The sequence below is a fragment of the Falsiroseomonas tokyonensis genome, assembly GCF_019024325.1.
Lineage (GTDB): Bacteria > Pseudomonadota > Alphaproteobacteria > Acetobacterales > Acetobacteraceae > Falsiroseomonas > Falsiroseomonas tokyonensis.
The window spans coordinates 1,121,619-1,146,482 of sequence record NZ_JAFNJS010000001.1; the positions used below are offsets into that span (position 1 = coordinate 1,121,619).

Here is a 24,864-nt window from a genome sequence, read left to right on the forward strand (position 1 = left end):
ATTCCCTGCGCGTTTTCGGCGGGCCGCAACCGGTTGCATGACGATTTCGGGAAGGGTCCGGCGGTGGGAAGGGGTGGGCGGTCAGCCCTTGTCGCCACGTCGCGGATGATCCGAGGGGGCGAAGGCCGGCATGGTGGCGTGGCCGGGCGCGGAAACGCCCTGGCCGCGCAGCAGCACCAGCAGGCTGCGGAAGGCCAGCGCCAGGTCCCGGCCCAGCCGGGCGGGCCGGCTGGCATAGTCCGCGCTGAGCTCGAGCCGCTGCGGCCAGGCCACTTCATTGCGCCCGGCCGCCACCCCCGGCCCCAGCAGCCCGGGCCGCACCCGCAGCCCCTGCGCCTGCCGGGCCGAGTAATGCGCCAGATAGGACAGCGGCAGCGGCCGCGGGCCGACCAGGCTCATTTCCCCGCGCAGCACATGGACCAGCTGCGGCAGCTCATCCAACCCGCTGGCGCGCAGCGCGCGGCCGAAGCCCGAGAGGCGTTCCGCATCCGGCGCCCGGCCCTCTGCCATCGACCGGAATTTTATCAGCGTGAAGGGCCGGCCGTGGCGGCCGGCGCGGGGCTGCACGAACAGGATCGGGCGGCCGAGTCGCCACCAGACGGCCAGCGCCACGGCGGCGAAGACCGGCGCCAGCATCCCGAGCAGCAGCGCCGCCAGCACCGCATCCAGCAGCCGCTTGCCGAAGCGGTCATACATGGTTGTTGCCCCGCGCCTGCGGCGCCCGCGCCCCCAGGCCGAGGCTGAGCGCCAGGCCCAGCGCGAACCAGGCCATGCGATTGCCGAGGTCGGTGGAGACCATCACGGTCAGCGCCACCGGCAGCACCAGCGCCGCGATCCGCGCCAGCCGCGCCGGCGGCAGCCCGGGCGCCAGCCGCGCCATGGCGAGGGCGGCGCCGCCGAAGGCGCCAAGCCACAGCAGCAGCCCGGGCAGCCCGCCCTCGGCCAGCGCCTCCAGCGCATGATTGTGGGGATAGAGGCCGCGCCATTCGCCGTGCCCGGCGGCGATGGTGAAGCCGCCGGTGCCAAGGCCCCAGGGCGCGGATTGCCCCGCCCAGTGCAGCGCCGCCTGCCACAGGGTCTGCCGCGCCTCCAGCCCCGCGGGTTCCGCCGTCAGCCGTTCCAGGGTGCGCAGCCCTTCCGCCCAGTCCGGGTGCAGCAGCAGCCAGGTGAGGAAGGCGGCCAGGGCCAGCAGCACCGCCAGCAGCCAGCCGAGGCCGCCGCGCCAGCCCAGCCGCAGCGCCGGCGTCAGGGCGACGCCCGCGATCAGCGCCGCCAGGGCGGTGCGTCCGCCCGGCAGCAGCGCCGCGGCGGCCAGGCCCAGCACGGCCAGCATCCAGCCGAGGCGCAGCAGCCAATGCCGCGCCTCCACCGCCGCCAGCGCGGCCAGGGCGGCGGCGGTGGCCAGCGCCAGGCCGGCCAGCTGGTGGTGCACCCTGGCCTGGTCCAGGTCCTGCGCCACCGCCTGCCAGCCGCGCAGCGCGCCCAGGCCGATCACCACGGCCAGCAGCATTCCGATGCCCAGCGTGAAGCGGCACAGCGCCCGCCGTGCCGCCGGCTCCGCCCCCACCAGCAGCCCGGCGGCCAGCATGAAGGGCCCGGCCAGCGCCAGCTCCGGCAGTTTCTGCGCCAGCACGAGGCGGGAGGGGGACCATGCGCCGGCCACCACCAGCCAGAGCCAGAGCAGCGCGGCGGCGGCCAGCGGCAGCGCCAGTTCCGGCGCAACCACCCAGCGCCGGGTGGCCAGCAGCAGCGCGAGCAGCGGCAGCAGGCCGACCAGGCTGGCGAGCGTCAGGTCGAAGGGCAGGGCGCCGGCCAGGGCCGGGGCGGTCTTCAGCGCGCCGGCCAGCTGCAGCACCGCCGCGAGACCCCCGGCCAGGCTGGCCAGCAGGAAGGAGCCGAAGGTCGGCGGCACGGCCGGCGCGGCGGTCATTCGGCGGCCTCCAGCCGATAGGCCGGATGCACCGCCACCGGTCCCGGGCCGGCCAGCAGGATGCCCGCCGCCACCAGCCCCAGCGCCGCCATCGGTGCCACTACCAGCAGCAGCGCCAGCAGCAGCGGCCGGTTGGGCAGGGAGGGGCGCTGGTCGACGATCGGCGCGGAGACCAGCCGCGCCGCCACCGCCTCATCCGCCGCCACCACCAGGCCGACGCGCTGCTGCTGGGCCAGCATCTCGTAGAGGGATTGCCGGATATAGAGGTCCGATTCCCGCGCCAGCCGCGCCTCCAGCGCCGCGATTCGGCGCCGCGCCATGTCGGCGAGATCGGCGCGCACCTTGGCCTCGGCGAAGGCATGCAGCCGGCGCAGCGCGTCCAGCGCCCGTTCGCGATCGGGATGGGCGAGTTGCAGGGTCCAGGTGACGGCGCCCAGCGTCTGGGTCACCGCCAGGTTGCGCTCCAGCCAGGCGCGGGCGTCGTCCAGGTCGGTTTCCATGCGCAGGCCGAGCAGCCGGCGGAGCGCCCCCGCCGGCCCTTCCGCCCGCCGCGCCGCCAGGTCGGCCAGCAGCGGCGTCGACTCCGCCAGCAGCATCGCGGCCTCTGCCGAGCGCAGCGCGCCCAGGTAGATGGCGAAATTGCCGGTCGGCCGCGGATCCAGCAGACCGGAAAAGGCCGGGGAGGGCGAGAGCAGGGAGGAGGTGGCGATGCCCGTTGTCTCGGACGGGGCGACCAGCGCCTCCGCCACATGGCTGCGGGGCCAGGCGAGCACGATGGCAGCGCCGGCGGAAAGCAGCAGGACGGCCAGCAGCACGACGCGCCAGCGTAGCCTCCATAGCCGACCGACCAGGAACTCGAGCGGCATTCCGGCGCCTCCGCACACAGGATGTTGATGAACTGGAGGGATTGCAATCCGTCTTTGTTAGGAGAGGCGAATTTCCGTCACCAGCCGCGTCACCGGTGCCTCGGCGCGGATGCGCAGCAGGGTGCAGCGGGCGATCCGCCCGTAGGCCGGGCTTTCCCAGCCGGGTTCGAGGGCCAGCTGCAGCGCGCCCGGCGCCGCATCGCTGGCAATGGCCAGGTGCAGCCGGCCATCGGTGGCGCCCTGTCCGCCCTCCACCAGCCGCCAGTCGCCCGGCGGCAGGCGCCAGCGCAGACTGGCCTGGCGGAAGCGTCCGGCGAGGCGGTCCGTGACGGTCCAGACCCGGCCCTGCACCGCCAGGCTGCGGGCATGGCAATGGCCGGCGGCATCCCGGCGGGCCGCGCCCTCCGGCAGGTCCCGCAGCCGCGGCCAGCGGGCGAAGAGGAAGCGGCCGAGGCGGGGCATCGGCTCGGCCTCGTCGAAGAGCACCGCGTTATGGGCCGCGCCGCTGGCCAGCGCCGCCCACCACCAGCCGGCGGGGGGGTTGTAGGCCCCGGTGCCGGCATCCCGCAGCACGCAGCGCGCGCCATCCCGCAGGGTCAGGTGCAGCAGGTCCGCCTGGGCGGGCCGGAAGCGCAGCGGGCCGCAGCGCAGCAGGGCGGTGGCGCCGGCCTCGGCCCAGCCCTGGCTGCCGGCCGCCCGCCAGCGCGCAGGCCGCGCCAGCCGCGCCTCCGGGCGGGCCAGGCCCAGCCAGGCGCAGCCCGGATCCTGCGGCAGGTCGCCCCCGGCCCCCGCAAAAAGCCGCGCCGCGCGCTCCACGCTGCCGCGCGCATCCGCCGGCCCATGCAGGCCGAGATCGGCGAAGGCGGAGCCATCCTCCACGCCGAGGCCCGGGCCGCTGCCATCCTCCGCCGCCGTCACCCGGTGCAGCCAGGTGGCGAGCGCCGCGGCGCGGGCGGCGAGCGGTGCGGGGAAGGGGGCCGCGCCATGCCGGCGGCGCAGCCATTCGGCGATGGAGAGCACATCCAGCGCCAGCCGCGCATAGCCGGCCGAGACCTGGGCGAAGCCGCCATCGGGTGCCACCAGCCGCGCGACGGCCGCCGCCAGCGCCCGCGCCGCCCTTGCCGCGCCGGGCGCATCGCCCAACAGCAGGGCACAGGCGAAGGCGCCGGCGGGTTCGGAGATGGCGTGGTTGTTGTCCTGCGCCGCGGCATAGGCGCGGGTCGCCGCGATTCGCCGGGCGCAGAGGGCCAGCAGCGCGCGGGCGGCCGGCGGCGGGTCGCGATCCGCCTCCAGCAGCGCCAGGGCCAGGGCGAGGGACAGCGCCCGCAGCGCCGCCTCCTGCCCGCAGGCCCAGGCGGGGCCGCGGAAGGCGGGGTTCGCGGCGCACCATTCGGCCAGCAGCCGCTCTGCCCGGGCCAGATGCCCGGCGCCCGGACCGGCCTGCGGGTCCAGCCGCGCGGCCTGGGCCAGCAGCAGCAGGTCCGCGAATCGGCTGGCCTCCCAGACCGGGCGGATATCGCCACGGTCGAAGAGCTTGAGGCCGAGGGCAGGCGCCGCGGGATCATAGCCGCCATGCCAGTCCGGCTGGCGTGGCAGGGCGGCCGCGGCCTGTAGCAGCCGGGCGGCCTCCGCCGCATCCAGCGGCGGCGGGGCGGGTGCGACATTCGGCAGGAAGCGCCCCTGCGGCGCCAGCGGCCGCGCCAGTTCCCGCTGCGGCAGTCGCAGCGCCAGCCGGGCGCGGTGCCAGAGCATCAGCGCCACGGGGCGCGGGCCCAGCCGCCAGGCGGCATCGGCGGCGAGGGCCAGCCAGGCGGCATCCAGGCGTCGCCGGTGGCGCATTTCCGCGGTCGCGAGGCCCGTCGCGCCTTCACCGATGAATGGGGCTTGGTCAGACATGAACCAGGTGGCTATGCTCCATTCGAGCTAAACAATGAAGATGAAATTCATCCTACGGTTGGGTTCCTTGCGCGTCGCCTGGTTTCTGCTCGCCCTGCTGGCGGTCGGCGCGCCCGTCCTCGCGCAGACGCCCTTCTCAGGCCCCGGCTCGGAAGGCGCGACCCTGGCGCCACCCTCCCTGCCCTCCCTGCTGCCGAACGGCCTGCCGGTGCCGACCCTGCCGCCGGCGGCGCAGCAGGACATCCTGCAGCGGATGCGCGACGCCGCCGCGGGCCGCACCCCGACCCAAGCTGGGCCCCAAGCTGGGCCCCAGGTCGGGCCGCTGCCCGCCCCCAGCGCTCCCGCCCCGCCACCCGTGGCCGCCAGTGCCCCGTCCGCCCTTGCGGAAAACCTGTCCCAGATCGAGGCCTTCTTCGCCGAGAGGCTCGGCCTGCCGCTGCGCCAGTTCGGCTATGACAGCTTCGCTGGCGGCGCCCGCACGCCGCCCGCGATCGGCGCGCTGCCCGGCGACTATGTGATCGGCCGCGACGACGAGCTGGTGCTGGCGCTGCGCGGCCGCACCCGCGCCACGCTGAACCTGCGCGTGCAGCGCGACGGCACCATCCTGACCCCGGACCTGCCGCCCATCCCCGCCGCCGGCCGCACCCTGTCCGAGTTGCGCGCGGACCTCGAGGCGCGCGCGGCGCGCGACCTGCCGGGCACCGAAACCTACGTCTCCATCGGCCAGGTGCGGCAGATCTCGGTCTTCGTGGCCGGGGAAGTGCAGCGGCCCGGGATGCAGACCGTCACCGCGCTGTCCTCCGTGCTCGATGCGCTGATGCAGGCGGGCGGGCCGCGCCGCACCGGCAGCCTGCGCGCCATCCGCGTCGAAGGCCCCGCGGGCCGCCGCAGCATCGACCTCTACGCCGTCATCACCGGGGAGGGCGGCGAGGCCGACCTGACGCTGCGCGAGGGCGAGCGCATCATCGTGCCGCCGCTCGGCAGCGTGGTGGCCGTGGCCGGCGAGGTCACGCGGCCCGGCATCTACGAACTGCCCGCCCGCGCCACCAGCGCGCCGCTGGCCACCGTGCTGCGCCTGGCCGGCGACCCGCTGCGGCCGGCCGGCAACCGCTTCCTGGTGCAGGGCACCGATGCCGGCGGCCGGCGCAGCTTCGCGGAGATCAGCCCGCGCGAGACGGTGCGGCGCGGCGACAGCGTGCTGGTGCAGCCCGGCGCCGATGTGGTGGCGAACCAGCTGCGCCTGGCTGGCCACGTCACCGCCCCCGTCACCCGCGCCGCCGGCCGCAACGGCACCTCCCTGCGCGCCCTGCTGAACGATGCCCGCCTGGTGCGAGCCGACCCCTACCCGCGCATGGCCGTGGTGCTGCGGCTGGACCCGGCGACGCGCGGCCGCCGCTTCCTCCCCTTCGACCTGTCCCGCAGCCTGCGCGGCGAAATCGACCTTCCCCTGGCCGAGGGCGACGAGGTGATCGTGCTCGGCCAGTCCGACATCGCCTGGCTCGCCAGCCCGCCCGTGCAGCGCGCGCTGCGCGGCGAGGCGCCGGCCGAGGACGCCTGCCCGGCCCTGACCCAGCTCGCCATCGCCACCCGCAGCGCCCCGGCCCGCTTCGCCCATGCCCGCGGCGCCGGCTTCCCCGAGATCGGCACACCCGGCTGCCCGCCCGTCTTCCGCGAGTACCCGCAGCTTCTGGGCTTCCTGCTCGACACCTCCGTGCTGCTCAGCGGCGAAGTGCGCCAACCGGGGCTCTTCCCGCTGCTCGACGACACCGGGCTCGACCTGCTGCTGGCGGCCGCCGGCGGCGCCACCGACGGCGCCGACCTCTCCGCCATCGAACTCGCGCGCGAACCCACCGACCAGTCCGGCGCCCACCCGCTGTCCCGCCTGCTGCTCGATCTCCGCTCCGGCAACTTCCGGGCCGTGCGCCTTTCGCCCCGCGACGTCATCCGCATCCCGCGCGGCTTCTCGGACCGCGAATCCGGGCCCGTGGTGCTGGCCGGCGAAGCGGTGCGGCCGGGGACCTACGACATCCGGCGCGGCGAACGCCTCTCCGAACTCCTCGCCCGCGCCGGCGGCCTCACCCCGCAAGCCTACCCCTACGGCGCCGTCTTCACCCGCGACAGCGTCCGCCGCCGCCAGCAGGAAGGCTTCGCCCGCACCGCACGCGACCTGGAAACCTCCCTGGTGCAAGTCGCCGCCGGCCAGGCGGTTGCCGGCGGGCGCGCCCAGGGCGTCGACGTCGGCAGCGCCATCACCGCCGGCCGCGAACTCGCCGCCTCCCTCCGCCAGGCCCAGGCCGCGGGACGCATGGTGGTGGAAGCCGACCCCGTGCAACTCGCCGCCCACCCGGAACGCGACGTCCTTCTGGAACCGGGCGACCTCATCGTCATCCCGAAACGCCCCAACGAAGTCACCGTCGTCGGCGCCGTCCTCAACCCCGGCAGCCTGCAATTCCAGTCCGGCTGGCGCGCCAGCGACTACACCCGCGCCGCCGGCGGCCCCCAACGCTTCGCCGACACCGCCCGCGCCTTCGTCGTCCTGCCCAACGGCCAGGCCACCCCCGCCGGCCTCTCCGCCTGGCAAGCCGGCAATACTCCCATCCCCCCCGGCAGCCTGATCGTCATCCCCCAAGACCCCTCCCCCTACGAAACCTGGGGCTTCATCCGCGACCTCACCCAAGTGCTGAGCCAAGTCACCATCTCCTCCGCCGCCCTCGCCGTGATCGCGCGGGAGCTGCGTTGAGGGGGAGGGTGGTTGGCGCGGGCGGCCTTGCAGGGGGACGCTGTCCCCCTGCACCCCCTGCCAAGGGGCAGTGGCCCCTTGGAACCCTTCGAGTCATGTGCGGGAAGGGCGAGGGGCCGGAGCAACCGCATGTTCGGCGGTCCCGCAGGCCCCTCGCCCTTCCTGCACAAGGTCCCGTGGTCCAGGAGGCCACTGCCTCCTGGTGGGGGGTGCAGGGGGGCAAAGCCCCCTCGCAGACCACCTGCGCCGCCCTCCTCCTCCTCCTCACGCTGTTCCTGCCCGTCGCCGCCGGCGCGCAGGAGGTGCCGGGGACCGGGTCCAGCTTTGGCGGGGTGGGGCTGGTCGAGGTGCGGAATGCGCGGTTTCGGCCCGATGGGGTGGTGGAGGCGGGGTCGTCGGTGCGGCACCAGCGGCGGTTTCATTTCCTGAATTGGCAGGCTTTGCCGTGGTTGGAGACGACGTTTCGCCTGGCGGAGCGGTTGGATGGGACGACGGGGGCCGGGATGACGACGGACCGGTCCTTCGATGTGAAGATCCGGCTGGTGGAGGAGAGTGATTGGCTGCCGGCGGTGGCGGTGGGGCTGCAGGATTTCATCGGGACTGGGTTGTATTCGGCCGAGTATCTGGTGGCGTCGAAGCGGTGGGGGAATTGGGATGCGACGCTGGGGGTTGGCTGGGGTCGGATGGGGACGGGGGATGATTTCGGCAATCCGCTGGCGGTGATTTCGCCCCGTTTCGAGGAGCGGCCGCGGGAGGTGGGGCAGGGCGGGTCGGTGAATACCTTTCCCTTTTTTCGCGGCGATCAGGCGGCCTTGTTCGGCGGGCTGGAATATTCGCTGCCGCCCTTGTGGACGCCGCTCGGGACTGTGGAGGGGTTGCGGGGGAAGGTGGAGTGGTCCGGGGATGCCTTGCGGGATGAGCGGGGCGGCTGGCCGGCGCGGACCACCGGGTTGCGGGGGGAGGCGCGGAGCCGGCTGAACTACGGGCTGCACTGGTCGAACGGCTGGTTGGATGCCGGGCTGGACTGGGTGCATGGCACGGATCTGCTGTTCCGGATCTCGGCGCGGCTGGACCCGGGCCGGGTGCCGGAGCGGGAGCGGTTGCCCGCCTTGGGGGCGCGGCCGGTGGCGGTTGTGGAGCCCGAGGCGGCGGTGCGGGCGGCGTTGCGCGAGGCGGGCTTTCGCCCGGTGGCGGTGGAGATCCGGGGCGCCGAGGTGCGGATTGCCGTCGCTGGCGGCCGGCAGCGGCGCCTGGCGGGGGCGGCGGGGCGAGTGTTGCGCGCGGTGCAGCCGCATCTGCCGCGCGAGGTGGAGCGGCTGGTCCTGTCCTGGCGCCAGGCCGGGGTGGAGGTGGCGCGGCTGGTCCTGCCGCGGCGGGCGATGGAGGCGGCGAGCCGTGGCGATGGCAGTGCGGAGGAGGTGTTCTTCGCCAGCGCGCTGGGGGCTGCGGGCGCCGATGACTTCGGGCTGATCGATGGCGGCAGCGGCCTCGCCTGGGGGGCGGAGCCGCGGCTTTCGGTGTTGCTGGGCGATCCGTCCCGCACGCTGCGCTGGCAGGCGGCGGCGGTGGTGGGCGCGCGGTGGGAGGTGGGGCGGGGCTTCGCCATGGCTGGCAGCCTGTCGCGCAGCCTGGCGGGCAATCTCGCGGATGCGCCGCCTTCCGACAGCCTGCTGCCGCGCGTGCGCAGCGAGGCGGGGCGCTATGCGCGGGAGGGGGAGACGGCGATCCCGGCGCTCTACGGCGAGCGGATCTGGAGCCTGGCGCCGGACGTCTTTGCGCGGGCCACGGCGGGCTATCTGGAGCCGATGTTTGCGGGGGTCTCGGCGGAGGTGCTGTGGCGGCCGCATGACCGGCCTTACGCGCTGGGTGTCGATATCGCGCAGGTGGCGCAGCGGGACTATGACCAGCGCTTCGGCGTGCTCGGCTATCACGTCACCACGGGCCATGTCTCGGCCTATGCCGACCTGCCCTGGTACAATCTGCAGGGCGTGGTGCGGGCGGGGCGGTATCTGGCGGGGGATTGGGGGGCGACGGTGGAACTGTCGCGCCGCTTCGCCAGCGGCATCGAGATCGGTGGCTTCGCGACCATCACCGACGTGCCCTTCAGCCGCTTCGGTGAGGGCAGTTTTGACCGCGGCATCTTCATCCGCATTCCGCTCGACCTGCTGGGGACCGAGACGCGCACGGTGGCGCCGGTGGTGGTGCGCGGCGTGACGCGCGATGGCGGCGCGCGGTTGTCGGTCGACAACCCGCTCTGGGAGGTGACGCGGGAGGGGCGGCAGCGCGCGCTGCAGGATGGCTTCTTCGAGTTCCTGCGCTGAGCGCAGACCCATTGCCAAGCGGCGCAACCGGGCGAAGCATGCCGGTCGCAAGGCGCAGCAAGCGCGGCCGGAGGGACGGGATGGGCAAGGTGCAGGCAAGCCTGGCGCGCTGGGGCGCGCTGGCATTGATGATGGGCGTCGCGCTGCCGGCGGCGGCCGAGGTGACGCGCTTCGAGATTCTCTCGCGTGACGCGCCGGCCTTGGGCGGGCGCGAATTCGGCGCGCGTGGGCAGGCGGAAAAGATCACGGCGCGGGCGACGCTGGCGCTGGATCCGGCCGACCCGCGCAATGCGGTGATCGTCGACCTGGACCGCGCGCCGCGCAATGCGCAGGGCCGCGTGGAGGCGACGACGGATGTGGTGATCCTGCGCCCCGCGCGGCCCAATGGCACGCTGCTGTTCGAGGTGCTGAACCGCGGCCGCAAGCTGCTGCCCGGCTGGACGCAGGACACGGATGGCACGGCCGGCATCCGCCTGGCGCAGCCGGGCGATGCGGGCAACGGCTTCTTGCTCGACCAGGGTTTTACGCTCGTCTGGGCAGGCTGGCAGCATGACAGCCCGCAGGGGGCGGATCTGCTGCGCATCGCGCTGCCGACCGTGCCGGGCCTCACCGGCCCCTCCCGCGAGGAATGGACATTTTCAAATGCTACCAGCCCCCAGCGGGTGACGCTGAGCTATCCGGTGGCAGATCGCGCGAGCGCGCGGCTGACGGTGCGGGCGCGGACCGACATGGAGCGGCAGACGCCGGCCGGGCTTGGCTTCAGCTTCATCGATGACAGCACGATCGAGATCACGCGGCCCGCAGGGATGGATGCCGGCGCGCTGTATGAGCTGAGCTATACGGCGCGGGATCCGAAGGTGACGGGCATCGGGCTCGCGGCGATCCGCGACGTCACCGCCTTCCTGCGCCGCGTGACGGGCCCCGAGAATCCGCTGGCGGTACAGGGGCGGCCCACGGTGGATCGCGCCATCGGCCTCGGCATTTCGCAATCCGGCCGCGTGCTGCGGGATTTTCTCTATTTCGGCATGAACCAGGACGAGGCCGGGCGGCTGGTCTTCGAGGGCATGATGCCGGTGATCCCCGGCGCGCGCCGCAGTTTCACCAATGCGCGCTTCGGGCAGCCGGGCCGCAATCCCGGGCCGCAATATGACCGGCTGTTCCCGGTGCTCGGCTTTCCCTTCACCTATGCCGTGATGGAGGATGCGGTCAGCGGCCGGCGCGACGGCATCCTGCTGCGCTGCAGCCTGACGAATACCTGCCCCGCCATCATGCAGATGGATTCGGAATTCGAATTCTGGGGATCGCAGGCCAGCCTGCTGGTGACGGACACCGCCGGCAACCATCACGACCTGCCGGCCAATGTGCGCGCCTACATGGTCGCAGGCGCCCCGCATGGCAATCCGTGGAACGCCGTGGCGCGGCGCAGCGCAGCCTGCGCGATGCCGCTGAACCCGGTGAGCCAGGGCACGGCGCTGCGGGCGCTGATCGTCGCCATGGAAGCCTGGGTGCGTGAGGGTGTGGAGCCGCCGGCGACCCGCTTCCCGACACTTGCCGCCGGCACGCTGACGCGGCCCGAGATGGTCTATCCGGCGATCCCGGGCCTGCCCTATCGCGGGCAGTATGTGCGGGCGGAATTCATCGAGCAGACGGCGCCGCTGCCGAGCGTGCGCGGATCCTATCCGCTCTTCCTGCCGCGCGCGGGGCTGGACGGCAATGCGGTGGCCGGCATCCGCCTGCCGCTCATCGAGGCGCCGCGCGCCACCTATGTCGGCTGGAATGCGCAGGCGGGGGCGGATGGGCCACAGGAGATCTGCACCCAGGTCGGCGGCGTGGTGCCGCTCGCCGAAACGCGCGCCGCGGGCCAGGCGGCGGGCGATCCGCGGCCCTCGATCGAGGAGCTGTATCCGACGCCGGAATCCTACGTGACGGCGGTGCGCCAGGCGAGCGCACGGCTGGTGGCGGCGCGGCTGCTGCTGCCGGCGGATGCGGAAGCCGCGGTGGCGGCGGCGCAGGCTGGGCAGCTGGCGCGGCTGGCGCCTTAAGTCGCCAGCTCCTCCGGCACCGCGGCGATGCGGTGCCGGCGCAGCCAGGCGGAGAGGCCGGGATCGGCGGTGGCCACGCACAGCGGCACGGCCAGGATCATCCCGGCCGTGAAGGGCAGGGCCAGTAGCAGGGCCGGCGCGGAGACCAAAGCGAAGGCCGCCGTCAGCAGCAGGCCGATGGTGCTGTGCGGCCAGAGCAGGCGGGTGGCGTCGCGCCAGGAGACGCCGCGATCGGTGCGGTTCTGCGGCAGCCAGCCGGGGCGCGCGCCGAAGGGCAGCCGGGCCAGGAAGAGCGCCTTGTTCAGGTTTGACAGCGGCTCGAACAACTGCATGAAGACCAGCTCCGCCAGCGCCCCGCGCGCGAAGGCCGCGCGCCCGCCATAGGTCTGCGCAACGCGGCCTTGCAGCAGCACCTGCGCATAACCCGCCAGCTTCGGCGCGAAGTAGCAGAGCCAATGCGCGAAGACGGCCAGCGCCAGTGCGCCCATCGGCGTCGCGGCACCACCGCCCGTCAGGCCGTTTGCGGCGGCCAGCAGCAGCGCCAGGGCGTAGAGCGGCGCGCCCAGGAACAGCAGGATCGCCTGCAACAACTGCAGCCGCCCGAGCCAGGTCATCCCCGGCAGGCGGAACAGCCACAGGTACTGCATGTTGCCGGCACCCCAGCGTTCGTCGCGGCGCAGGAATTCCGGCAAGGCGGGGGGATTGGCCTCCTGGCTGCCGTCTTCCGCCGGCAGGCAGCGCACGGCCCAGCCGGCGGATTGCAGCCGCACCGATTCCACCATGTCGTGGCTGAGGATGCGGCTGCCATCCGGCAGCGCCTCCAGCTTCGCATGGTCGCGGAAGGGGGCGACGCGCAGGATGGCGTTGTGGCCCCAATAGGGGCCGGCATCCATTTGCCACCAGGCCTGCCCCGTGGCCCAGGCGCGCATGCCGGCGCGCATGCCGAACTGGAACAGGCGCGGGAAGGCCGCGGTGGCGGGCCGGCCGACGATCAGCTGCTGCACGATGCCGAGTTTCGGATCGGCCTCCATGACGGAAACCAAACGCAGCACGGCGCTGGCGCTCATCACGCTGTCGGCGTCGAGGGTGAGGAAGAAGGCCTCGTCCGTCAGCTGGTGGTCCAGCGCCTCCATCACATTGCCGGCCTTGTAGCCGGCATTGTCAGCGCGGCGGCGGTAGCGGGCGGTGGGATGCGCGGCGAGGAAGCTTTGCACGGCCGCTTCCTCGGCCGCGACGGCCTGCGGGTCCTGGGTGTCGGAGAGCAGCCAGAGGCGAAAGCGGTCGCCGGCCCCTTCCGCCTCCAGCTCGCGCAGCAGCCGGGACAGCGGCGGCAGGACCGCTGACATGTCCTCGTTGCGCAGGCAGACGAAAAGTGCGGTGACGGAGTCGGGCGGGCCGGGGCGCGCGCGGGCCAGCGCCGGCAGCACGGCGGCGGGCGGGTCCGGCGCGCGCAGCAGGATCACCAGCCCCACCAGCGCATTCGCCGCGGACAGCGCCGCCCAGGGGGTGGTCAGCGCGAGACAGCCAAAGATCGCCCATTCCAGCGCGCCGATGCCCCCGGGCCACAGCGCGCGCAGCGTGAGGACCAGCAGCAGCGCCGCGATCGCTGCGACCAGCAGGGCAAAGAGGCTTCGGCGGAGCAGGGGCGATTCGGCAGTCATCCCCCAGTCCTGTCGCCCGATGATGGCGCCGTTACGGCGAGAGCGGCAGCCCCGCCTGCGCCAGCCGCAGCGCCGCCACCGAAAGCCCCGCCCAGGCGAGGCTGGCGGCCGTCACCGGCCAGGCTCCGGCGCGGGTCAGCAGCCAGAAGCCGGGCAGGGCCTGCATGGCGTGGATCGCGAGGAAATGCGCCACCCGCAGGTCGCCGCCATCGCGCGCCCAGAAGAAGGGCGGCAGGCCCGGCGTGCCGCTGCCGCCGACCAGCGGGCTGCCGGCGCCGCCCATGGCGAAGCCGGTGACGCCGCCCAGCACCCCCGCCACCAGCAGCCCGAGCCCCACCGCCAGCCGCCAGGCCCGCGGCTGGCCCGCATCCCCGCGCCACAGCACCAGCAGGCCGAGCAGCGCGGCCATGGCCACCAGCAGCGCCGCGCCCAGCCCCATCAGGCTGAACATCAACTGGCCGAGGGGATCCTCGGCAAAATGGCTGGGCAGGCCGGCCGCCGCGCGCCAGGTGATCCAGACCTGCTCGAAACCCGCCGCCCCCAGCGTCACCCATAGCACCAGCCCCGCCAGCACGCCGCGCCGCGCCGCCGGCGCCAGCACGCCCCAGGCCCAGGCGAGCGTCCAGAACCAGGGGATGAAGGAGGCGGCGAATTTGGCCGGCTTGGTCCAGACGGAGACGCCATGGATCTGCCGCCCGTCCAGCGCCATGGCGGCCAGGCTGAAGGCCAGGAACCCCAGCGCCACCCAGCCGGCCCAGGCCAGCAGCCTATGGCGGCGGTGCAGCTCCGCGACCAGCGCCCTCATCGCCGCACCAGGCGCAGGCCGAGGAACAGCAGCAGCCCCGCCGGCCCGGCCAGGAAGGTGGGCGGCAGGCAGAGGCGGATCACCCAGGGGTTCATCCCCTCCGCCGTGCCGCGGCGGCAGATCCAGGCGCCGAGGAACAGGTCGAAGGCCAGGTAATGCACCCAGCCGGCCAGCAGCAGGCCCGGGTTGCGGAACAGCGCCGCGACCTCCGCCAGCGATCCGAAGCCGCCTTCCGCCCCGCCCCAATGGCTGGCCAGCAGCAGGACATAAAGCGCGGCCAGCAGGGCGGGCAAAGCGAGCCCGGCGAGCAGCCAGTTCGCCCAGCGCCGCCCCGGCGCCAGCAGCAGGGCCAGCCAGCCGGCCATGGCCAAGCTGCCGGCGGCGGAGAAGAGGGTTTCGAGGGGCACGTCCGGCTCCCGCAACTTGACGTTGGTCAGTCTCTGACTTGGATCTGACCATTGTCAAGTTGAATCGCCCGGCGCAGAGTTCGCCGCATGTCCGTCACCCCCAAAGCCCGCGGCCGCCACCACCATGGCGACCTGCGCCGCGCCCTGCTGGATGCGGTGGCCGAGATCGTCCAGGAATCGGGGCCGGAGGCAGTGACGCTGCGCGAATGCGCCCGCCGCGCCGGCGTTTCCCATTCCGCCGCCACGCCACATTTCGGCGACAAGCGTGGGCTGATGACGGCCTTCGCCACGGAACAGTCGCAGCGGCTGCGCGAAGCCATGGAGGCCGCCGTGGCGGCGCTGCCGGCGGAAGCCCACCCGGCGGAGCATCTGGCCGCCACCGGCCGCGGCTACATGGCCTTCGTCCGCGACAATCCGGCGCATTTCCGCCTGATGTTCCGCACCGACCTGATCGACACGGCGGATCCGGCCTGGGCGGAAGCCTCCAGCCGGGCGCGGGACCCGCTGGATACGGCGATGCGCGCCTTGGTGCCCGGGGCGGATGACCGCGCCATGCGGGCGCGGCTGGCGCTGGCCTGGGCCGGGGTGCATGGCTTCTGCACCCTGCGGGCGGAGGCCCCGCGAAGCGACCTCTGGTATCCGCCGCCGCGCGAGGCTGAGGTGGCGGAGGATCTGCTGGCGCTGCTGCTCGCGGCCTGCGCAACGGATCCCTGCGCTTAGGAAACCTGCGCGGATTGAAGCGTTGGCACCGGGACAGGTCCGGAGGCCACTTTCATGCCACAATCCCCCTCGCTGCTCCTGCCGCGCCTGGTCTCGGCGATCCTGCTGCTGACCGGCCTGGCCCTGGCGGGCGGCGGCGCCTGGCTGGCGCTGCTCGGCGGGTCCTGGTTCTACCTGCTGGCGGGCCTCGCCCTGCTGGCCAGCGGCGCCCTGCTCTGGCGTGGCCGGGCCGAGGCGCTGGTGGTCTTCGCGCTGCTCCTGCTCGGAACGCTCGGCTGGGCGATCTGGGAGGTCGGGCTGGACTGGTGGGCGCTGGCGCCGCGCGGCGGCATGCTGGTGGTGCTGGGCCTGGTCCTGCTGACGCCCTGGGTCACCCGCCCGCTCGGCACCCGCGCGCGGGCCGGCAGCGGCCTGGCGCTGGGCCTGGTGGTGCTGGCCACCGGCGTCACCGCCGGCATCGCCATGCTGCGCGACCCGCATGCGATCGAGGGCAACCTGCCGGACCGCCGCATCGCCGCGGCCCCCGATGGGGTGCCGCCTGGCGAGTGGCACGCCTATGGCCGCAGCGGCCTGGGCCAGCGCTTCTCGCCGCTCGACCAGATCACGCCGCAGAACATCGCCCGGCTGGAGGTCGCCTGGCAGTATCGCACCGGCGATACGCGCGGCCAGCCGGGGGAACCGCAGGAAACGACCTTCGAGGTCACCCCCCTGAAGATCGACAACCGCCTGTTCCTCTGCACCCCGCACCAGGCGGTGATCGCGCTGGATGCCACCACAGGCGCCGAGATCTGGCGCTACCGCCCCACCATCCTGAACGACCTGGCGCTGCAGCACCTGACCTGCCGCGGCCTGTCCTGGCTTTCGGCCGCCGAGGCCGCGGCCCCCGCCACGCCGCCCCGGCCGCTGGACCCCGCGCGCCAGGCCGACGCCCGCGCCGCCGTGCCGAACCTGCCCATCGCCACCGGCGGCGGCACGCCGAGCGTCGATTGCGGCGCCCGCCTGTTCATGCCGACGGCCGATGGCCGCGTCATCGCGCTGGACCCCGCCACCGGCGCCGTCTGCCGCAACTTCGGCGATGGCACGGGGCAGATCAATCTCTGGGCCAACATGCCCAACCCGCGGCCGGGCGGGTACTACTCCACCTCCCCGCCCGTGGTGGCCAATGGCGTGCTCGTCATCGGCGGCACCGTGCTCGACAACGTCTCCACCACCGAGCAGTCCGGCGTCATCCGCGGCTACGACGCGCGCAGCGGCGCCCTGGTCTGGAACTGGGATTCCGGCGCGCCGGACACGACCGCGCCGATCCCGCCGGAGGCGACCTACACCGCCAATTCGCCCAATGCCTGGTCGATCCTCAGCGTCGATGCGACGCTCGGCCTCGTCTACGTCCCGCTCGGCAACCAGCCACCGGACCAGTTCGGCGGCAACCGCAGCCCGGCGGTGGAGCGCTTCTCCTCCTCCGTCGTGGCACTGGACCTGACGGATGGCAGCCTGCGCTGGGTCTTCCAGACCGTGCACCACGACCTCTGGGACTACGACGTCCCCTCCCAGCCGACGCTGGTCGACCTGACCATCGGTGGCCAGACGGTGCCGGCCCTGGTGCAGCCGACCAAGCAGGGCGAGCTCTACGTCCTCGACCGTCGCACCGGCGCGCCCCTGCTGCCGGTGCGCGAGGTGCCCGCCCCGCAGGGCGCCGCGCCGGGCGACACCACCGCCCCCACCCAGCCCGTCTCCACCCTGTCCTTCGACCCGCCGATGCTGCGCGGGCGGGACATGTGGGGGGCCACGCTGGTCGACCAACTGGCCTGCCGCATCCAGCTGCGTCGCCTGCGCTACGAGGGCCGCTACACGCCGCCCTCGCTGCAGGGCTCCATCGTCTACCCCGGCAATTTCGGCGTCTTCAACTGGGGCGGCATCGCCGTGGACCCGGAACGACAGATCGCCTTCACCACGCCAGCCTACCTCGCCTTCGTCTCCCGCCTCATCCCGCGCGAGAACGCCACGGAGCTCTACGTCCAGGGCGGCAGCCCGCCGCCGGGCGCACTGCCCGCACTGAATGAGAATTTCGGCACACCCTATGCCGTGGAACTCAAGCCCTTCCTGTCACCCATCGGCCTGCCCTGCCAGCAGCCGCCCTGGGGCTATGTCGCGGGGGCGGACCTGACGGATGGCCGGATCGCCTGGAAGCACCGCAACGGCACCGTGCGCGACCTGACGCCCCTGCCGCTGCCCTTCCGCATGGGCGTGCCCGATCTCGGCGGCCCGATCATGACCCGCGGCGGCGTTGCCTTCGCCTCCGGCACGCTGGACAACTTCGTGCGCGGCTACGACGTGACGACCGGCGCACAGATCTGGGAATCCCGCCTGCCAGCCGGCGGCCAGGCCACCCCCATGACCTACACCGGCACCGACAACCGCCAATACCTGCTCGTCATCGCCGGCGGCCACGGCTCCCTCGGCACCACCGCAGGCGACTACGTCATCGCCTATGCGCTGCCGGGGCGGTGAGAGGGTGCGCGGGTGATTGCAGGGGGACGCTGTCCCCCTGCACCCCCTGCCAGGAGGCAGAGGCCTCCTGGACCTCAGGACCTTTGAGCAGGAATGGAGAGGGGGCCAGCGGTACCGCAGATCATGCGGTCGCTCCGGCCCCCTCTCCATTCCTGCTCATGATTCAAGGGTTCCAAGGGGCCACTGCCCCTTGGCGGGAGGGTGCAGGGAGGGCGGAGCCCTCCTTGCAAACCACCCGCGGCACCCTCACGCCATCCGGCGCAGCCAGGCGGCGTAGAGGCGGGGGCCGGCGAGGGCGGCGATGGCGATGAGCAGGATGACCAGGCTGATGGGGCGGGTGACGAAGACGGTCCAGTCGCCTTGGCTGATGGTGAGCGCCTGGCGCATGGCTTGTTCGGCCATCGGGCCCAGGATCATGCCGATGACCACGGGCGCCACCGGGAAGTCGAAGCGGCGCATGAACATGGCGATGATGCCGATGCCGTAGAGCAGCACGAGGTCGATGACGGAGTTGCTGATGCCGTAGGTGCCGATCGTCGCGAAGACGAGGATGCCGGCGTAGAGCTGGGGTTGTGGGATTTTCAGGATGCGCGCCCAGAGGCCGACGAGGGGCAGGTTCAGCACCACCAGCATGACGTTGGCGATGAACAGGCTGGCGATCAGGGTCCAGACCAGGTCGGCCTGGGTGGTGAAGAGCAGGGGGCCGGGCTGGATGCCGTAGGATTGGAAGGCGGAGAGCATGATGGCGGCGGTGGCGCTGGTCGGCAGGCCGAGGGTGAGCATCGGCACCAGCACGCCGGCGGCGGCGGCGTTGTTGGCGGCTTCCGGGCCGGCCACGCCTTCGATGGCGCCGGTGGTGCCGAATTCCTTTTCATGTTCCGGGCGCACCAGCTTCCGTTCCATGAAGTAGCTCAGCATGGTCGGCATTTCGGTGCCGCCGGCGGGCATGACGCCGAAGGGAAAGCCCAGGCCGGCGCCGCGGATCCAGGGCCAGAAGGAGCGTTTCCAGTCGGACTTGCTCATCATGATGCTGCCGACGTGGCGCACTTCGACGGGGCCTTCGACGTAGCGCCAGGCGAGGTAGAGGGTCTCGCCCACGGCAAAGAGGGCGACGGCGACGAGGACGACGTTCACCCCGTCCAGCAGTTCGGGCACGCCGAAGGTCAGGCGCGGCTGGCCGGTCTGCAGGTCGACGCCGACGAGGCCGAGCAGTAGGCCGAAGCCGAGGCTGGTGAGGCCGCGCAGCGCGGAGCCGCCGAGCACGGCGGAGACGGTGACGAAGCAGAGCACCATCAGCATGAAGTACTCGGCCGGACCGAGCTTCAGCGCGAGCTCGACGACGATGGGCCCGAGGAAGGCGATGCCGATGGTGCCCACCGTGCCGGCCACGAAGCTGCCGATGGCGGAGGTGGCCAGCGCCGGGCCGGCGCGCCCGTTCCGCGCCATCTTCGCCCCTTCGAGCGCGGTGATGATGGAGCCCGACTCACCCGGCGTGTTCAGCAGGATGGAGGTGGTGGAGCCGCCATACATCGCGCCGTAGAAGATGCCGCAGAACAGGATGAAGGCGCCGGTGGCGGAGACGCTGAAGGTGATCGGCAGCAGCAGCGCGATGGTCAGCGCCGGGCCGATGCCGGGCAGCACGCCGATGGCGGTGCCGAGGAAGCAGCCGAGCAGCGCCCAGCCGAGGTTGGACAGCGACAGCGCATGGCTGAAGCCGAGTGTCAGGCCCTCGATCGCACCCATCAGCCGGGGTCTCCGAAGACCAGCGTTTCCACCACGCCCGCGCCGATGTTCACGCCGAGCCCTTTCACGAAAAGCCCGTAGGCGGACAGCGCGACGATGAAGGCGATGACCAGGTTGCGCAGGAAGGCGCGCGACCCGAAGGCGGCGGCGACCAGCACGAATTGCGCGGTGGCGGCGATGGTGAAGCCCAGCGGCTCGATCAGCACCAGGTTGGCCAGCAGGCCCGCCAGCAGCAGGCCGAGCGCGCGCGGGTTCAGCGGCGCCGCGTCCTGCAGCTCCTCGATATCCTGCGACCAGCCGCCGCGGATCGCGACGGTGGTCAGCCCGATGCCGAGGCCGACGAGGCAGGCGGAGACCAGGTAGGGCACCACCTTCGGCCCGACCTGCGCGTAGATGGGCGAGGTCGGGATGATGACGGTCTGCCAGAGGGAGAGCAGACCGACGCCCAGCACGAACAGCGCCGCGGCAAGATCGGGGCCCGAATGGAGGCCGCGGCGGGCCGTGCTGGCGTTCATGTCAGCTCGCCAGGCCGATGTCGCGCAGAACCTGCTCGGTCTCGGCGTGGTCGCGGGTCAGGAACTGGGCGAAGGCGTCGCCGGTCAGAAAGGCGTCGTCCCAGCCGCGGGTGGTCAGGATCTCGCGCCAGGCCGGGCTGGCATGCACGGCGGTGACGTAGTCGACCAGCGCGCGGGTCTGCGCGGCATTGATGCCGGGGGCGCCGAACAGGCCGCGCCAATTGCCCATGACGATGTCGATGCCGCTTTCCTTCAGCGTCGGCACGCCGTCCAGGCTGCGCGTCTCGCCGGTGGTGGCCAACGCCCGCATGCGGCCGGCCTTCACCTGCTCGGCGAATTCGGAGACGCCGGAAATGCCGGCCTTCACCTGCGCGCCCAGGATCGCCGCCTGGGCCGGACCGCCGCCGGCAAACGCCACGTAGCTGGCTTCCCGCGCGTTGCGGCCCAGCGACTTCAGCATCAGGCCGAGGATGATGTGGTCGATGCCGCCGGCGCTGCCGCCGGCCACCGAGGTGCCGCCGGGATTCGCCTTCAGCGCATCGGTGAAGTCGGACAGCTTCTGGAACTCGCTGCTGGCGGGCACCACGATGATGCCGGGCTCCGTCGTCATGCGCGCCACCGGCACCACGTCGCGGATGCTGACCGGGGTGCGGTTGGTGATGCCGGCGCCGACCATCACGGCGCCGCCCACCATCAGGGCGTTCGGGCGGCCGCGGCGCTGGCTGATGAAGCGGGGCAGGCCCACCATGCCGCCGGCGCCGCCGACATTCTCGAACTGGAAGCTGCCGACCAGGTTCGCGGCGCGGGAGGCCTGTTCCAGCGCCCGGCCCAGCCCGTCCCAGCCGCCGCCGGGGCCGGCGGGGACGAAGACGAACAGGCTCTCGAAGCGCTGCTGCGCCAAGGCGGGGCGGCCGAGCAGGCCGGCCCCAAGGCCCGATGCAGCCAGGCCGGCGGTGGCGGCGATCAGGGTACGGCGGCTTGTCATGTTTCCTCCAATGGGCGCATTCCGAAGGCCACCTTAATCAGCCGCCCGCCGCGCCGGAAGTCCGGCGACCGGGGCGGTGGCCGCGGCCGAGGAACCTTGCCTATTCGTCACGCGTCCTGCTGCTGCCGCCGCTGATTTCGCGCAAGGAGCCGCCTTGATGAGTGCTTCGACCGTCCCGGCCAGCCAGGCCCCCGCCGCGGAGGGACCGACGCTGGCGCGCAGCATCGGGCCCTTCCAGCTCTTCGCCTATACGCTGGGCGGCATGCTGGGCGCCGGCATCTACGGCCTGGTGGGGCGCGCGGCCGGGGAGCTGGGCTCGGCCGTGTGGCTCGGCTTCCTGGTGGCGATGGTGGCGGCGCTGCTGACCGGCCTGTCCTATGCCTCGCTCGGCAGCCGCTATCCGCATGCGGGGGGCGCCGCGACCATCGCCCAGCGCGCCTTCGCCCGGCCGCTGCTGACCTGGGTGGTGGGGCTGGCGGTCATGGCCTCCGGCCTCTCCTCCGTCGCCACCCAGTCCCGCGTGGTGGCGGAGAACCTGCTGCGGCTGGCGGGGCTGGAGGGCGTGCCCACCCTCGTCCTGGCGCTGGGCTTCCTGCTGATCATCTGCGGCATCGTGCTGCGCGGCATCCAGGAAAGCATGTGGGTGAACATCCTCTGCACCACGGTCGAGGCCATCGGGCTGGTGCTGGTGATCATCGTGGGCATTCCCTATTGGGGCAGCGCCGACCTGCTGGAGACGCCGGGGAATGAGGGCATCGGCCTGTCCTTCCTGATGACCGGCGCGATCCTGACCTTCTTCGCCTTCATCGGATTCGAGGACACGATCAATGTGGCGGAGGAGGCGCGCGACCCGCGCCGCACCCTGCCCTTCGGCATCATCGGCGCCATGCTGGCCGCCACCGTGCTGTATATCGCGGTGGCGATCACCGCCGTTTCCGTCGTGCCCTGGCAGGAGCTGTCGGCGGCGCCGGGGCCGCTGGCGGAGGTGATGGCCCGCGCCGCGCCCTGGCTGCCGGGCTGGTTCTACGTCGCCATCACCGTCTTCGCCGTCGCGAATACCGCGCTGCTGAACTATGTCACCGCGTCCCGCCTGGTGTTCGGCATGGCCCGGCAGGGGCTGCTGCCGAAGCCGCTGGCCAGCGTCCATGCCGGTCGGCGCACGCCGCATGTGGCAACGCTGGCGCTGCTGCCGGTGCTGGTGGCGCTGGTGCTGGCCGGCGATATCAGCCAGCTGGCGGCGGCCACCGTGCTGCTGCTGCTGGCGGTCTTCACCGTGGTGAATGTGGCGCTGCTGGTGCTGCAGCGCCGGCCGGGCGAGCGGAAGGGCGGCTTCGAGGTGCCCTGGCCGGTGCCGGCGGCCGGCGCCCTGGTCTGCGCCGCGCTGCTGCTCAACCGCCTGGGCACCGGCGACTGGCGGGCCCCGGCGCTGGCCGGCGCGCTGCTGGCGGCGATCCTGCTGGGCTATGCCGTGCTGCGCCCGAAAGTGACGGAGGAGACACTGCCCGCAGCATAGTGCGCCGCGAAACCGCGTGAAGCGGCTGCGCCCTTGCAGGACGCGGCCACGCTCCGCATGGTGATGCTTCCACAAGGGAATCGGTCTTCCATGCGCGCTGTTCCGGCCTTCCGGCCGAAGCTGGCCCTCTCCGCGCTGCGGCAGGCGCGCCGCATTCTGCTGGCCCTGGTGTTCTGCACGCTGGGGGCCGCCGTGGCGGACGCGCAGCAATCGCAGCCGGCCAACCGCCAGGTGACGGTGCAGAACGAGACCGACCTGACGCTCAACTTCCTCTACGTCTTTCCGCGCGGTTCTGCCGATCGTGGCCCGGACCGGCTGGGCGACGAGATGGTGGCGCCCGGCACCACCTTCCGCGCGCGGCTCGGCCGGCAGTCCGGCTGCAGCTTCGACATCGTGGCGGTCTGGCAGGATGGGCGGGAGGAGACGCGCAACGGCGTCGATATCTGCCGCAACCCGCGCCTGGTCTTCGGCGACCCCGCCATGCCGACGCTGGAAGTGGCGGTGGCCAATCGCAGCGAGGTGGTGCTGCGCGAGCTCTATGCCAGCAGCGATGGCGGCGCCGAATGGGGGCCGGACCGGCTGGGCAGCCAGGTGGTGGAGCCGGGCGGCGGCTTCCGCCTGCGCATGCGCACCCGCGCCTGCCGCTTCGACCTGCGCGCCGTCTATGCCGATGACCGGGAGGAGGTGAAGTCCCAGCTCGACCTCTGCGCGGAGCGCGGCGTGGTCTTCGACCGCAGCGGCGTTCCGCCCTTGCCGCGCCACAGCCTGGTGCTGGTGAACCGTCACCTGGCCACGGTGCAGGAGGTCTATGTCTCCGCCAGCACCGACAGCGACTGGGGCCCGGAACGCCTGGGCACCACCACCCTGCTGCCGGTGGGGGAGGAGGCGATGGTGGAGCTGGAAGGCGAATGCGAGGCGGATATCCGCATCGTCTTCCCCAATGGCGGCGCCGAGGAGCGGCGCGAGGTGAATATCTGCGACATGCCCCGCATCGTGCTGACGCCCGGCTGGGTGCTGGGGGTGGAGCCGGCGGCCGAGGCGCCCCGCGTCAGTGCCGGCCCACCCGGCGCGGCCACGGAAGCCGAGCCCGGCCCGCTGCGCCTGCGCAATGCCGGCCCGCTGCCAATCGTCGAGATCTATGCCGCGCCGCCCGGCGAACCGCGCGGGCCGGACCGGCTGGGCGCCGATGTGCTGGGGGTGGGGGAGACGCTGGAGCTGGAGGCGCCCGATGCCGATGCCTGCGCGGCGGATCTGGTGGTGGTGTTCCGCGATGGGCGGGAGGTGAGCCGGCCGGGCCTCGACCTCTGCCAGGGCGAGGAGATCGAGATCCGATGATGCAGGCCCGCAGCTGGCTGGGCGCTGCCCTGCTGTTCCTCGCGCTGCCCTTCGCGGCCCAGGCGCAATCCGAGACGGGGGCGGGCGTGCCGGAGGCGCTGCGCGGCGCCTGGTTCGCCGGCGAATGCACCGATCCGGAGGCGATGCTGCTGGTCACCGCGCGCGCCGCCGCGCGGGTGGAGGCGGAGGCACCCTCCCGCCTGTTCCGCTTCCGCCAGCTGCGCAGCGCCGCCGGCTGGACCATCGGCACCGGCGGCGGGGCGGAGGCGCCGCGGCTGATGCTGCGCCCCGGCGGCGAAGCCGGGGCCGCGGGGCTGGAGACGGCGGAGCCCGAGGCCAAGCTGCGCGACGACCGCCTGCCGGGGGAGACCGAGCTGGCCAGCTGGCGCCGCTGCCCCGCACCGCCGGTGGCGCTGGCCGCGCTGCATGGCGAAGGCGCTGCCTTCCTGGCCGCGCTGGAACACCTGGAGGCCGGCTGCGGCAGCGGCACGCCGGGCGCCTGCGCCGCGGCCATCGTGGCCCAGGCGGATGTCAGCGGCGACGGCGTGCTGACGGTGGCCGAGCTCGCCCGGCTGCTGCGCGGCGCCGCCTGGCTGGCGGCGGTGGAGGGCGGGGCGACGCAGGATGCGGTGGCGATCAGCCTCGGCGCCGGCAGCCTGGCCGGCATCCTCTCCGCCCGGCTGCTGATGGAAAGCCTGGATTATGACGGCGATGGCCGGATCTCGGCCGGGGAGCTGACGCAGGACCGCGTCGGCTTCGCCACCGCGCCGGGCACCGCCGCCGGCCGGCCGCTGCGCCTGGATGGCGTGGCGGAGGGTGCGGGCATGCTGCGCGGGCTGATGGAGGGGCTGGCGAACTGGCGCTGAGCGCCGGGGCT

General features: G+C 73.2%; 18 protein-coding genes. 8 read left to right on the plus strand and 10 right to left on the minus strand.

Translation table 11 applies throughout. The annotated features are described in order from the left end of the window. Positions 1-81: 81 nt before the first annotated feature. Genes J3S20_RS05095 through J3S20_RS05110 form a run of 4 tightly spaced genes read right to left on the minus strand, consistent with a single transcriptional unit; the run spans position 82 to position 4,692 of the window. Complete coding sequence (locus J3S20_RS05095; RefSeq protein WP_216835175.1) at positions 82-696, minus strand: sugar transferase; 615 nt, start codon at positions 694-696, stop codon at positions 82-84. Continuing rightward, positions 689-1,930, minus strand: coding sequence for an O-antigen ligase family protein (locus J3S20_RS05100; RefSeq protein WP_216835176.1), 1,242 nt, complete (start codon positions 1,928-1,930; stop codon positions 689-691). The genes J3S20_RS05095 and J3S20_RS05100 overlap by 8 nt, the downstream gene beginning before the upstream one ends. Then, a complete protein-coding gene (locus J3S20_RS05105) occupies positions 1,927-2,796 on the minus strand; it encodes a hypothetical protein (protein ID WP_216835177.1) in 870 nt (289 codons plus the stop codon). Before J3S20_RS05105 ends, J3S20_RS05100 begins: the two co-directional genes overlap by 4 nt. 57 nt (positions 2,797-2,853) lie before the next feature. Continuing rightward, the gene (locus J3S20_RS05110) at positions 2,854-4,692 is read right to left on the minus strand and encodes a heparinase II/III domain-containing protein (RefSeq protein ID WP_246602265.1); all 1,839 of its coding nucleotides are present in this window, start codon (positions 4,690-4,692) and stop codon (positions 2,854-2,856) included. A gap of 67 nt (positions 4,693-4,759) precedes the next feature. Here J3S20_RS05110 and J3S20_RS05115 point away from each other — a divergent pair, with 67 nt between their 5' ends. The 3 genes from J3S20_RS05115 to J3S20_RS05125 all read left to right on the plus strand — a co-directional run bounded on the left by J3S20_RS05115 (position 4,760) and on the right by J3S20_RS05125 (position 11,795). After that, entirely contained in the window at positions 4,760-7,432 is a 2,673-nt protein-coding gene (locus J3S20_RS05115) for an SLBB domain-containing protein (protein ID WP_246602266.1), read from the plus strand. A 176-nt stretch (positions 7,433-7,608) separates the two neighbouring features. Beyond that, on the plus strand, positions 7,609-9,753 hold the full coding sequence (locus tag J3S20_RS05120) for a YjbH domain-containing protein (RefSeq protein ID WP_343215159.1): 2,145 nt from the start codon (positions 7,609-7,611) through the stop codon (positions 9,751-9,753). Between the two features lie 80 nt (positions 9,754-9,833). Continuing rightward, the gene (locus J3S20_RS05125; protein ID WP_216835179.1) at positions 9,834-11,795 is read left to right on the plus strand and encodes an alpha/beta hydrolase domain-containing protein; all 1,962 of its coding nucleotides are present in this window, start codon (positions 9,834-9,836) and stop codon (positions 11,793-11,795) included. Here the strand turns inward: J3S20_RS05125 and mdoH are convergent. From mdoH to J3S20_RS05140, 3 genes are read right to left on the minus strand one after another with little or no spacing between them, the layout of a single operon-like run. Beyond that, complete coding sequence (gene mdoH / locus J3S20_RS05130; protein WP_216835180.1) at positions 11,792-13,456, minus strand: glucans biosynthesis glucosyltransferase MdoH; 1,665 nt, start codon at positions 13,454-13,456, stop codon at positions 11,792-11,794. The genes J3S20_RS05125 and mdoH overlap by 4 nt on opposite strands. A 31-nt stretch (positions 13,457-13,487) precedes the next feature. Further along, the gene (locus tag J3S20_RS05135) at positions 13,488-14,261 is read right to left on the minus strand and encodes a hypothetical protein (RefSeq protein WP_216835181.1); all 774 of its coding nucleotides are present in this window, start codon (positions 14,259-14,261) and stop codon (positions 13,488-13,490) included. Then, positions 14,258-14,668: an abscisic acid-deficient protein Aba4 family protein gene (locus J3S20_RS05140; protein ID WP_216835182.1), complete on the minus strand. Its 411-nt coding sequence runs from the start codon at positions 14,666-14,668 to the stop codon at positions 14,258-14,260. The genes J3S20_RS05135 and J3S20_RS05140 overlap by 4 nt, the downstream gene beginning before the upstream one ends. 87 nt (positions 14,669-14,755) lie before the next feature. Here J3S20_RS05140 and J3S20_RS05145 point away from each other — a divergent pair, with 87 nt between their 5' ends. Together J3S20_RS05145 and J3S20_RS05150 are read left to right on the plus strand one after the other, a co-directional pair. Beyond that, complete coding sequence (locus J3S20_RS05145; RefSeq protein WP_216835183.1) at positions 14,756-15,388, plus strand: TetR/AcrR family transcriptional regulator; 633 nt, start codon at positions 14,756-14,758, stop codon at positions 15,386-15,388. A gap of 54 nt (positions 15,389-15,442) precedes the next feature. Next, positions 15,443-17,896 (plus strand): membrane-bound PQQ-dependent dehydrogenase, glucose/quinate/shikimate family, encoded by a 2,454-nt coding sequence (locus tag J3S20_RS05150; RefSeq protein WP_216835184.1) that lies wholly within the window; start codon positions 15,443-15,445, stop codon positions 17,894-17,896. 246 nt (positions 17,897-18,142) lie between these two features. Here the strand turns inward: J3S20_RS05150 and J3S20_RS05155 are convergent, their stop codons facing one another. Genes J3S20_RS05155 through J3S20_RS05165 form a run of 3 tightly spaced genes read right to left on the minus strand, consistent with a single transcriptional unit; the run spans position 18,143 to position 21,139 of the window. After that, a complete protein-coding gene (locus tag J3S20_RS05155) occupies positions 18,143-19,639 on the minus strand; it encodes a tripartite tricarboxylate transporter permease (RefSeq protein ID WP_216835185.1) in 1,497 nt (498 codons plus the stop codon). Then, positions 19,639-20,154: a tripartite tricarboxylate transporter TctB family protein gene (locus J3S20_RS05160; protein ID WP_216835186.1), complete on the minus strand. Its 516-nt coding sequence runs from the start codon at positions 20,152-20,154 to the stop codon at positions 19,639-19,641. The genes J3S20_RS05155 and J3S20_RS05160 overlap by 1 nt, the downstream gene beginning before the upstream one ends. Before the next feature lies 1 nt (position 20,155). Continuing rightward, positions 20,156-21,139 carry a Bug family tripartite tricarboxylate transporter substrate binding protein gene (locus tag J3S20_RS05165; RefSeq protein ID WP_216835187.1) on the minus strand — a complete coding sequence of 328 codons (984 nt, stop codon included), beginning with the start codon at positions 21,137-21,139 and terminating at the stop codon, positions 20,156-20,158. 157 nt (positions 21,140-21,296) lie between these two features. On the opposite strand from J3S20_RS05165, the gene J3S20_RS05170 reads away from it, so the two are divergent. The 3 genes from J3S20_RS05170 (at position 21,297) to J3S20_RS05180 (ending at position 24,853) form a co-directional block, all read left to right on the plus strand. After that, entirely contained in the window at positions 21,297-22,652 is a 1,356-nt protein-coding gene (locus J3S20_RS05170; RefSeq protein ID WP_216835188.1) for an APC family permease, read from the plus strand. Positions 22,653-22,742: 90 nt separating this feature from the next. After that, positions 22,743-23,987: a hypothetical protein gene (locus J3S20_RS05175; protein ID WP_216835189.1), complete on the plus strand. Its 1,245-nt coding sequence runs from the start codon at positions 22,743-22,745 to the stop codon at positions 23,985-23,987. Beyond that, on the plus strand, positions 23,984-24,853 hold the full coding sequence (locus J3S20_RS05180; protein ID WP_216835190.1) for an EF-hand domain-containing protein: 870 nt from the start codon (positions 23,984-23,986) through the stop codon (positions 24,851-24,853). The genes J3S20_RS05175 and J3S20_RS05180 overlap by 4 nt, the downstream gene beginning before the upstream one ends. The last annotated feature ends 11 nt before the right edge of the window (positions 24,854-24,864 follow it).